The organism is Streptomyces sp. NPDC007929, from assembly GCF_042959065.1.
Lineage (GTDB): Bacteria > Actinomycetota > Actinomycetes > Streptomycetales > Streptomycetaceae > Streptomyces.
Genome location: NZ_JBIBKD010000004.1, coordinates 788,062 through 798,526, shown reverse-complemented (window position 1 = coordinate 798,526; position 10,465 = coordinate 788,062). Strand labels below are relative to the sequence as shown.

Here is a 10,465-nt window from a genome sequence, read left to right as displayed (position 1 = left end):
CCCGCCTCTGTAGGACCCACCTCTGGAGACACCGTGTCCACCCTGACGCGACCCCCCAAGGTCGCCACCGACTCCCCGGCCCGGCGGCCCTCCCCCCGCCGGGCCGGGAGCCGGGGAGCCCACAAGGGACTGCTGTTCGCACTGCCCTTCCTGCTCGGCTTCCTGGCCACGTACGTCGTGCCGATCGGCTACGCCTTCAGCCAGAGCCTGCGGGAGAAGAAGAGCAGCGGTCTCGGCTTCGGCCCGACCCGGGTCGTCTTCACCGGCTTCTCCAACTTTGCCTCCATCCTCGGTGACGGCGACTTCTGGTCGAGCATGCTGCGGACCCTGCTGTTCGGCGCGGCGCAGATCACGGTGATGCTGGGCCTCGCGCTGTTGCTCGCCCTGCTCCTGGACGGGGTGGCCGCCCGCGCGGTGCGGTTCTTCCGCGCGGCGCTGCTCATCCCGTACGTGGTGCCCGCCGTGGTGTCCACCGTGATCTGGCTGTTCCTCTACAGCCCGACGGGCTCTCCGCTGCTCGACCTCGCGCACGGCGCCGGCACGGACATCACCTTCTTCGGCGGCCTCAACACCTACCTCTCCCTGGGCAATCTGCTGACCTGGCAGGGGATCGGGTTCAACATGATCCTGATCTCCGCCTCGCTGCAGGCGCTGCCCCGCGAGCTGTACGAGGCGGCCAGGCTGGACGGGGCCCGGGAATGGCGGATCGCCTGGTCGGTCAAGATTCCCAACATCACCGGGATCCTGGTGCTGACCGGCATGTTCTCCCTCATCGGGCGGCTGCAGCTGTTCGCCGAACCGCTCCTGCTGCGGCAGATCGCGCCAGAGTCGATCAACACCGACTTCACTCCGATGATGGAGATCTACGACAAGGCGTTCAAGACCGGTGACTACCAGTACGCCGCCGCCGAGTCCCTGGTCCTGGCCGTGGTCACCGGCATTCTCGCCTTCGTCTTCTACCGGGTCACGAACAGGAAGATGTCATGAGCGCTGTCGCATCCGGGGGCGGCGTGCGCCCCACCCGCCGCGCGGTGGCGCTCACCACCGGCCTGCTGGTCCTCTTCCTGATCTACTCACTCGCCCCGACGTGGTTCCTGATCGTCTCCGCGACGAAGAACCAGACGGACCTGTACTCCACCTTCGGGCTGTGGTTCTCCTCCAACCACCTGGCGGACAACCTCCAGGAGATCTGGACCTACCACGACGGGGTGTTCACCCGCTGGATCGGCAACTCGATCCTCTACTCCACACTCGGCGCGGCCGGTTCCACCCTGGTCTCGCTCGCCGCCGGGTACGGGCTGTCGCGGTTCGACTTCCAGGGCCGGGGCGCGTTCTTCGCGGTCATCGTCGGTGCCTCGCTGCTGCCTAGCACCCTGCTGGCCTTCCCGCTCTATCTCGTCTTCGCCGAGGTCGGGCTGACCAACACCATCTGGTCCGTACTCATCCCTTACTTCATCAATCCGTTCGGGGTCTACCTGGGCAAGGTGTACGCGGACAGCTCCATCCCCACCGAACTGATGGAAGCGGCCCGTCTCGACGGCGCCGGGGAACTGCGGATCTTCTGGTCGGTCGCGCTGCGGCTGATGCGGACCGGCGGCATCACCATCTTCATGCTCGAGTTCATCAACATCTGGAACAACTTCTTCCTGCCCCTGTTCATGCTCACCGGTGAGCGCACGTTCCCTGTGAGCCTCGGGCTGTACTCCTGGCTCCAGCAGGCGCAGACCGCCCGCGACATGAACACCCTCGTCCTCACCGGGTCCCTGTTGTCCATCGTTCCGCTCGCGGTCTTCATGTTCGCGCTCCAGAAGTACTGGCGCAGCGGAATCCTCATGGGCAGCCTCAAGTAAAGGATCAGCCTTGCCCAACGCACCCAGAAGACGTGATGTCCTCAAGTACGCCGGCACGACCGGCGTCGCCGCGGCCGGCCTCGGCCTGCTGAACTCCCCGTCCGCCGCCGCGGCCCCGGCCCTGGACGCCGCCTTCGAGCCGGCCGTCTGCAAGCCGCTGGACATCGTCGTCTTCGGCAACGAGAGCTCCGAGTCGGCGCACGGTCTCACCGCCACGCTCTCCGACACGGTCACCGGAGGCCTCGGCCAGAAGGCCCGTGTCCTCAACCCCACCGAGCCGGCCACGTACTGGGGCGGCACGCTCGAGTTCGACGTAGTCGTCAGCCCGACCGACACCACCTACGTCACCGTTCGCCTGTGGGGCGACGACTACGACCCCACCTCGCAGCAGGCGGGTTCCGGCACGAACATGTGGCGGCTGCAGCTGTTCTGCGACGGCAAGCAGGTCGGCTACCAGGACGAGGGAGCCGTCGACAGCCTCGACATCCTGGACACCGCGCCGCGTACCCCGGGCCGGTTCTTCTTCCACACCCTGCCGCTTCCGGAGCGGCTCACCCGGGGCAGGAAGAAGGTGAAGCTGGAGATCCGCTCGATGGGCCGCATCTGGTCCTACGGCCAGAACGTCGACCAGCTGTACTACAAGATGACCAGAAGCTCGCCAAATTCATCCCGTCCATCTTGGACAGACAGGGCGCGGTGCCCGCGTTCACCGCGGCCCGCAGCTTCTGGTAGGCGGTGTCACCGGCGGCGTTGACGAACTTGATCTGCGTCTCGGGGTGCTCCTTGTTCCACACCTCGGTCTGCGCCTCGATGCCCTCCGTCCAGCTCCAGAACTCCAGCGTGACGTTGCCCTTCGTGGCCGCCGAGGCTTCGGAGCCGGAGTCGTCCGAGCAAGCGCTCAGCAGCAGGGAGAGAGAAGCGGCGGCGGCCACCGGGACAAGGGCCCTGGGGCGGATACCGGACTTGGACATCGGTCCTCCACGAAAGGAACGGGACGGCGCCTGCACGTGGGGGAACGGCGCGGTCAGGGCGACGCGAGGGGAGAGAAACGGTACTGCGCGGCGAGGCAGTAATCGTTTGTTGTCGTGGACGGTACGACCGAGGGAGCCAGATCCACAAGAGGTGGCGCCGGATTGTTTCGCTCGACTTTCCAGAGCGTTACCCGTCGATGCGCCTGACCATGGACGTTCGCGTCACCTTGGGACAGATGGGTGGACTCTCTGTGACGTACCCGTGCCGCAGAGCTGGTCATTGACCGGACTCACTGGGACTTCTAGCGTGGAATACGTTTACTGTGACGCTCAGGCTTGTCGCCAGCCGATCCCGGCACCCCTCCCCAGGAGCACCATGCACACGTCAGCGCCACCGTTTGCCCTCTTCGCCATGAATCCGGTACATCTGCCCGAACTCTTCCCACCTCCGCTGCTGACCCGCCTCCAGCAACTGGCGCGGGTCGACCCCACGCTCGTCGCACAGGACTTCTCCGATCCCGCCGCGGCCGAGGCCCTGGGCCGCGCCGAGGTACTGGTCACCGGCTGGGGCTGCCCGCACCTCGGCGCGGAGGTACTGGCGGCGGCGCCGCGACTGCGCGCCGTCCTGCACGCCGGCGGCAGCGTCCGCCACCTCGTGGGCGAGCCGTTCTGGGAGCGCGGTCTCACCCTCTCCAGCGCGGTGCGGGCCAACGCCCTGCCCGTGGCCGAGTACACGCTCGCCGCGATCCTGCTGGCCGGCAAGGACGCCTTCGGGCTGCGCGAACGCTTCCGGGCCGAGCACGTCTACCCCGCTGCGACGGAGTACGCGACGGTCGGCAACCTCGGCCGCCGGGTCGGTCTGATCGGCGCCTCCCGGGTGGGCCGCCGGGTACTGGAACTGCTGCGGCCCTTCGAGCTGTCGGTGAGCCTCCACGACCCCTACGTCAACGCCGCCGCGGCCGCGGAGCTGGGCGCGGTCCCGCTGGGCCTCGACGAGTTGCTGCGCACCAGTGACATCGTCAGCGTGCACGCCCCCGACACCCCGCAGACCCATCACATGCTCAACCGCGAGCGGCTGGCGCTCATCCCCGACGGCGGCGTCCTCATCAACACCTCACGGGGCGCCCTCGTCGACCACACCGCGCTCACCGAGGAACTGGTGAACGGCCGGCTGAGCGCGATCCTGGACGTCACCGACCCCGAGCCGCTGCCCGCGGACTCCCCGCTCTACCGCCTTCCGAACGTGTTCCTCACGCCGCACATCGCCGGCTCCCTCGGCAACGAACTGGCCCGCCTCGGCGGCACGGTGGTGACGGAACTGGAACGCCTGACGACGGGGCTGCCGCCTGCCCACCCGGTCGACCGGGCCGAACTGGCGATCAGCGCCTGAGGACTTCGACGCCCACCCGACGGCCGAGGACGGCCCGCCGGGCACCCGCAACGCCGATCCCGTCGCACCCCACCCCACCCCAGCCCGTCCCTCTTCCCTCGGAGACACCCTTGAACACCACCCAGGCCGGACCGGTCCACCCCTCCCCCCGTGCCGTCTCACCCCTGCGTCCCGCCTCCGCGGCCCGCATCGAGGGCGGCTTCTGGGCCGAACGTCGCCGGGTCAACGCCCGGATCTCCCTCACCGAGGGCGCGGGGCGGCTGGAGCAGGCCGGCAACCTGGCCAACTTCCGTGCCGCCGCGGCCCCGCGCACCGACGGCGCGGACACCCCGTCCGGCACCGGCTTCTCCGGCGACTTCCAGTTCCAGGACTCCGACGTCTACAAGTGGCTGGAAGCCGCCTGCTGGCAGCTCGCGGACACTCCCGACGAGACGCTCGCCACCGAGGTCGAAGCCATCGTCGAGCTGATCGCCGCCGCCCAGCGCGAGGACGGCTACCTCCAGACGTACTACCAGCTCGGCGGCGGCATTCCCTGGACCGAGCCGGGCTGGGGACACGAGCTGTACTGCGCGGGACATCTGATCCAGGCCGCCGTGGCGCACCACCGGGCCACCGGTTCCGACCGGCTGCTCGCCGTGGCCCGCCGGCTCGCGGACCACATCGACTCCGTCTTCGGCCCCGGCAAGCAGGTGGAGACTGTCTGCGGCCATCCCGAGGTGGAGACCGCCCTCGTCGAACTCCACCGGACGACCGACGAGAAGCGGTACCTGGACCTGGCCCGCTACTTCCTGGAACGCCGCGGCCACGGCACCCTCTCCTCCGGCGCCGACCGGGGCCACGACCGCGACCCGGGGCCCGAGTACTGGCAGGACCACACGCCGGTCCGCGCGGCGGACGAGGTCACCGGCCACGCCGTACGCCAGCTCTACCTCCTCGCCGGAGCCGCCGACCTGGCCGCGGAGACCGGCGACACGGAACTCCGCACGGCGCTGGAGCGGCTGTGGCGGGACATGGTCACGACCAAGACGTACCTCACCGGCGGCGTCGGCTCCCGGCACGACTGGGAGGCCTTCGGCGACGCCCACGAACTGCCGGCCGACCGCGCCTACGCCGAGACCTGCGCCGCCATCGCCTCCGTCCACTTCTCCTGGCGCATGGCCCTGCTCACCGGCGAGGCCCGCTACTCCGACCTCGTCGAGCGCACCCTGTTCAACGGCTTCCTGGCCGGCGCCGGTCTCGACGGCCGCACCTGGCTGTACGTCAACCCGCTTCATCGGAGGGCCCGTTCACACGAACGCCCCGGCGACCAGACCGCCCACCGCACCCCCTGGTTCCGCTGCGCGTGCTGCCCGCCCAACGTCATGCGCCTGCTCGCCGGGCTCCCGCACTACGTGGCCACGGCCGACGACAGCGGTCTGCAGCTGCACCAGTACGCCACCGGCTTCTACGGCGGCGACGGCCTCACCGTACGGGTGACGACGGAGTATCCGTGGGAGGGCACGGTGACCGTCACCGTGGACGAGGCTCCCACCGCCCTGCCGCGCACCCTCTCCCTACGCCTGCCGACGTGGTGCGCCGACCACACCCTGACCGTGAACGGCACCACCGTCGAAGAGGGGGCCGACACCGGCTGGCTGCGCATCACCCGCGCGTTCACCCCCGGCGACACCGTCCGCCTCGACCTCGCGATGCCGGCCCGGCTCACCGTCCCTTCCTCACGCGTCGACGCCGTCCGGGGCTGCGCCGCCGTCGAACGCGGTCCGCTGGTCTACTGCCTGGAACAGACCGACCAGCCGGGGCGCCTGGACCCGGACGGGATCGCTGTGCCGCCGGACACGCCACTGACCGTGCGCAACCGCCCCGAACTGCTCGGCGGGGTGCGAACGGTGAGCGTCACGGGGAACCGCCTCCGCGCCGACGATGCGTCCGGCGACTGGCCCTACCTGCCGTACGCGTCGGCGACTTCCGGCGAACCCCGGGAGAGCGTCGAGCTGACGGCGGTGCCGTACTACGCCTGGGCCAACCGCAAGCCGGGTGCCATGCGCGTCTGGCTGCCGCTGGCCGCCCGCGGGTAGACGTCGGCGCGGTCATCATGGCGACAGTAATCGTTTACTGAAATTCGTGAACCGATCGCCCCATCCGGTGTCCGACAGGAGGCGCAGTGCAGTAACGTCAAGGTGTGACAGCGAATGGAAACGGTTCTCCCACAACGCCCGCCTCCCCGGCTTCCAGGCGTCGGCGCAAGAATCAGGCAGGTGAAGAGCGCCCCAGCACGATTCGCGATGTCGCCGAACGGGCGGGGGTGTCGGTAGCAACCGTTTCCAGGGCCCTGGCCGGCAACTATCCCGTGTCGGCCGCCACCCGGGAGCGCATCATGGCTGCCGTGGAGTCGCTGCACTATGTGGTGAACGTCCACGCCAAAGCCCTCTCCGGGCGGGTGGCCGGTCCCGTCGCGCTGGTCCTGCGGGACATCACCGGGCCGTCGCTGGCCCATGTCGCCGCCGGGGTCGAGCAGGAGGCGGCCCTGCGAGGCCGGCTGAGCCTGGTCTGCGCCACTCACGGAGACACTGCCCGCGAGGACGACCTGGTGCAGCTGATGCGCGAGCAGCACGCTGCCGCGGTGGTCCTCGTCGGCGGGACGGTGCAGGACGAGGCCTACTTCCAGCGCATGACCGAGTACGCGCGCGCCCTGGACGCCGCCGGGTCACGTCTGGTCCTGGTCGGCCGCCCGCCCCTGCCCGGGGATCACCCGGTCACCGTCGTGGACTACGACAACCGCGGAGGCGCCTTCCAGGCCGCAGACCATCTGTTCGTCCAGGGCCACCGGCGCGTCCTCTTCCTGGGCGGCGACCCACAGCTCAGTACGGGGGCGCAGCGGCGGGAGGGCTACCTCCACGCCCTGCGCGCGCACGGCGTGGAGTACGCGGAAGAGCTGGACGTCCCCGGTCCGTACACCCGCGTCTCCGGCTACCAGCGCACGAGGGACGCACTGAAGGCGGGGGTCGACTTCACGGGCGTCCTCGCGGGGACGGACATGGTGGCCCTCGGCGCGTTGGCCGCGCTCCGCGACGCCGGCCTGAACGTCCCCCGGGACATCTCCCTGGTGGGCTTCGACGACGTCCCCTTCGCCGCGGACCTGACCCCGTCGCTCACATCGGTCCGGGTGCCGTACGAGGATCTCGGAAGAACAGCGGTCCGGCTCGCCCTGGAACGCAGCGAACGCATCAGCGGCGACGACCATGTCGTCCTCAGCACGCAACTGGTGATCCGTCAGTCCGTACGCCGCCCGCGCCCGTAAGGCCGGTGACTCCTCGTCCGTTCGGTCGGGAACCCTGGACGGCGGGAGCAACTCCGCAGATTCTGCCCTGGGTTGCTCTTCAGCCGGTCACGAAGACGGAGACGGCGCTGATTCAGTTGTCAGGACCACGGCGTAATGCGGTTCACTCTCGGCCATCTGCCGTAGTGCGTTCTTGCGGTCACGCCTGGAGAGCCGATCGATGTAGAGGTATCCGTTCAGATGGTCGGTCTCGTGTTGCAAACACCGAGCAAAGTAGCCGGTCCCCCGCACCTTGATCGGATTGCCCTTCTCGTCCTGTCCGGTGACCTCGGCATAATCGAGGCGGGCGAGCTTCGCGTACGCGTTCGGCACCGAGAGGCAGCCCTCGTTGTCGTTGTTCAGACGGCGTCTTTCCACGGGAAGTTCGACGATTCTGGGGTTGCAGACCACGCCGACATGTCGGACGCCCTTGTCGTCGGGGCAGTCGTAGACAAACACTTTCAGGTCGACGCCGATCTGGTTGGCGGCCAGGCCGACGCCCTGTGCGGTGCGCTGACTGGCGACCATGTCCGCGACCAACTGTTGGAGTTCATCGTCGAACTCGGTGACCTCCCGGCACTCCGTGCGGAGCACTGGGCTTCCGACGACGGTGATCGCACGTGAGGTACCTCGCTCGCGATACGCCTGTTCGCGCTCGTCGCAGTTGTCCGTGTCGATGGCGAATCCCTCGTCGTCAACGCGATGGATTCCGTCGGCGATTCCGCTCGTGGTTCCGGTGGTCAGTGGGGGTGTGTCATTGGAGCTGGGCACCGCAATTCCTGCCTGTCATGGGAAAGCCACCTCGTTCATCGTGCGCATACCGAGGATGAAGGACCCTCGTGGTCTCACCGAGCGCCGGCCCTGCTATTGCTCGCGCATCGCGTCCGTGGCGCGTCCAGCGGGGATCCGAGGTGGAACTGAGTGTCATTATGAAATCACTCAAGATCAGGTACGTCCGTGGATTTCCCGTGAGAAACGAGTTGTGAATCAGTGAACGAGACTGACAGGGCATTGGGGCCCCTGCTGTTCGGCGAGGTGGTCCCTGTTGCACCGCCTTACCCACCGGGCAGTTCGACCACGGCATGGTCGGGCTGTGAAGGTCAGGGAGTCCGGGGAGTCCCAGGAGTCCGGGCCAGGCATCGCAAAGCGGTCGAGAACGTGCCGGTAGGGACTGGATGATGGCTGGTATCACCGTGCGTTCTTGTCCTTGTGGGCTTCTGGAGAGGTATGGACAGTGCTGTGGGCGTTATCACTCCGGTGCCGCCGCCGCGCCGACGGCAGAAGCGCTCATGCGGTCGCGCTACAGCGCCTTCGTGCATAAGAACGAGGCGTATCTGCTGCGGACATGGCATCCGAGGACGCGTCCGGATCAGATCGGCTTCGTACCGGGGATGCGGTGGACCGGGTTGGAGATCCTCGACTCGAGCGAGGGTTCGGCCTTTCACAGCACCGGGACAGTGACCTTCCGGGCCTCTTTTCGAGGCGGCGCTCTGCATGAGCGGAGCCGGTTCGAGCGGGTGGACGGGGCGTGGGTGTACGTGGATGGGACCCTGAACCGGTGCCGGGCAGTTGAAGGCTTGTTCTCACCTCTTGTCGCTGGTCGGCCCGGACGGCCATCTCGGCGGCGGAGCGGCCACCTGACCGCGGTTCGTGGTCAGGTGACCGATGTCCCACGCTTCGGCACCTGCGGGACTGGCAATCCTCGGCGCGCATGTTGCGGGGACGGCTACAGTCGCAGCCGCGACTGACTGGCTCTAGGAACGTTCCACGCCGACCGCCGGGGTTGCCGCGGGAAGGGCCTCATGCACGAAGGCCCGTATCCGCCTACGGCACTCCCGGCCCTCCGCTGAGGGCACTCGGACGAAACCGTGGATCGTTCCCGGCCACTCCTCGAGGACGACCTGGACGTCCTCGGCGCGCATCCGCGCCACCAGCCGTCGTGCGTCGTCGAGCAAGAGGTCGTGCCGGCCCACCGGAACGTAGGTGCGCGGGAAGCCGCGGAAGGAACCGAACAACGGTGACAGTCCGGGCTCGCGCAGATCACGCCCGCCGGCGTACCAACCCGCTGCCTCCAGCAGATGGGAGCGGGTGAGCATGTCGCGTCCGATGTTCGCCGTAGTGCTCGCGCCGCTGAGAGTCAGGTCGGCCCAGGGGAAGACCGGCACCACGGCGGCCGGCATCGGCAAACCCTCCTCTCGCGCCCTTTGCAGGAGGACCAGCGCCAGGCCGCCGCCGGCCGACTCGCCGACGACCACCAGTCGATCGGGGCCGGGAGCGCGTACCAGTTCCCGGTAGACGGCCAACACGTCTTCCACCGCTGCGGGGTGCGGGTGCTCAGGCGCCCGCCGGTACTCCACGCTGACCAGGTCGGGACCGTTGTCGGCGGACATGTGGGCCGCGGTGACGCCGTCCCGGGCGCTGCCTGCCATATAGGCCCCGCCGTGCAGGTAGAGGATGGTGCCGCGGGCCCGCGCTCCGGATGACGCGCGAAGCACCGCTACGCCCGCGATCACCTCCTCGGTCAGCTTCACGCCGCGGGGTGCGCGAGCCAGGGACGTGAGTCGCCGCAGCAGTCGGCGATCCGCGGCCAGGTCGGCCGGCGTACCTTCCTTGCGGCGCCCTCGTCGGCCCAGTGCCGCGCTGACCAGCCGCATGGCGAAAGTGGGGCGCTGGGCGACGAGGGTAGCGGCGATGGCATCGGAGTGGGTCACGCAAGCTCCTTCGGGGGAGACGATTTCCGCGAGGACGCAGACGGCGATTACAGGCGGCGATCTGCGAGGTGACCGGCTGAAATCGCCGTTGGCTATTCCCTGCTCGGTGCCGGTCGGTTCCCGGCTCGGTGCCGGTCGGTTCCCGAGCCACCACGGTGGTCCGCCCCACGGGCGTCGAGGGACGCTGGCGTCACGCCTGCACCGCAGCCGGTTTCTGGCGTCAACGG

Annotated in this window: 8 protein-coding genes and 1 pseudogene; 7 read left to right on the top strand and 2 right to left on the bottom strand. The window is 68.8% G+C overall.

The window, feature by feature from the left end; genetic code table 11:
* Positions 1 to 33 precede the first annotated feature (33 nt).
* The 6 genes from ACFZDE_RS17155 to ACFZDE_RS17130 all read left to right on the top strand — a co-directional run bounded on the left by ACFZDE_RS17155 (position 34) and on the right by ACFZDE_RS17130 (position 7,509).
* Entirely contained in the window at positions 34 to 987 is a 954-nt protein-coding gene (locus tag ACFZDE_RS17155; protein ID WP_391200447.1) for an ABC transporter permease subunit, read from the top strand.
* The gene (locus ACFZDE_RS17150; protein ID WP_391200446.1) at positions 984 to 1,850 is read left to right on the top strand and encodes an ABC transporter permease subunit; all 867 of its coding nucleotides are present in this window, start codon (positions 984 to 986) and stop codon (positions 1,848 to 1,850) included. Before ACFZDE_RS17155 ends, ACFZDE_RS17150 begins: the two co-directional genes overlap by 4 nt.
* Before the next feature lie 10 nt (positions 1,851 to 1,860).
* Positions 1,861 to 2,604, top strand: coding sequence for a hypothetical protein (locus ACFZDE_RS17145; protein ID WP_391200445.1), 744 nt, complete (start codon positions 1,861 to 1,863; stop codon positions 2,602 to 2,604).
* A gap of 593 nt (positions 2,605 to 3,197) precedes the next feature.
* A complete protein-coding gene (locus tag ACFZDE_RS17140) occupies positions 3,198 to 4,211 on the top strand; it encodes an NAD(P)-dependent oxidoreductase (RefSeq protein WP_391200444.1) in 1,014 nt (337 codons plus the stop codon).
* 110 nt (positions 4,212 to 4,321) lie between these two features.
* Positions 4,322 to 6,286 carry a beta-L-arabinofuranosidase domain-containing protein gene (locus tag ACFZDE_RS17135; protein WP_391200443.1) on the top strand — a complete coding sequence of 655 codons (1,965 nt, stop codon included), beginning with the start codon at positions 4,322 to 4,324 and terminating at the stop codon, positions 6,284 to 6,286.
* 104 nt (positions 6,287 to 6,390) lie between these two features.
* Positions 6,391 to 7,509, top strand: a complete 1,119-nt coding sequence (locus ACFZDE_RS17130; protein WP_391200441.1) for a substrate-binding domain-containing protein — start codon at positions 6,391 to 6,393, stop codon at positions 7,507 to 7,509.
* Between the two features lie 87 nt (positions 7,510 to 7,596).
* Here the strand turns inward: ACFZDE_RS17130 and def are convergent, their stop codons facing one another.
* Positions 7,597 to 8,271 carry a peptide deformylase gene (gene def, locus ACFZDE_RS17125; protein ID WP_391200526.1) on the bottom strand — a complete coding sequence of 225 codons (675 nt, stop codon included), beginning with the start codon at positions 8,269 to 8,271 and terminating at the stop codon, positions 7,597 to 7,599.
* Positions 8,272 to 8,705: 434 nt separating this feature from the next.
* Between def and ACFZDE_RS17120 the strand changes: the two are divergent.
* Positions 8,706 to 9,074 (top strand): annotated as a pseudogene (locus ACFZDE_RS17120) (YchJ family protein); the annotation flags it as partial.
* Positions 9,075 to 9,281: 207 nt separating this feature from the next.
* On the opposite strand, the gene ACFZDE_RS17115 reads toward ACFZDE_RS17120, so the two are convergent.
* A complete protein-coding gene (locus tag ACFZDE_RS17115; protein WP_391200440.1) occupies positions 9,282 to 10,238 on the bottom strand; it encodes an alpha/beta hydrolase fold domain-containing protein in 957 nt (318 codons plus the stop codon).
* Positions 10,239 to 10,465 lie beyond the last annotated feature (227 nt).

Excerpts from the sequence above, each read along its gene's own strand:
- ACFZDE_RS17140 (WP_391200444.1), top strand. The coding sequence starts at position 3,198 with ATGCACACGTCAGCGCCACCGTTTGCCCTCTTCGCCATGAATCCGGTA.
- ACFZDE_RS17150 (WP_391200446.1), top strand. The coding sequence starts at position 984 with ATGAGCGCTGTCGCATCCGGGGGCGGCGTGCGCCCCACCCGCCGCGCG.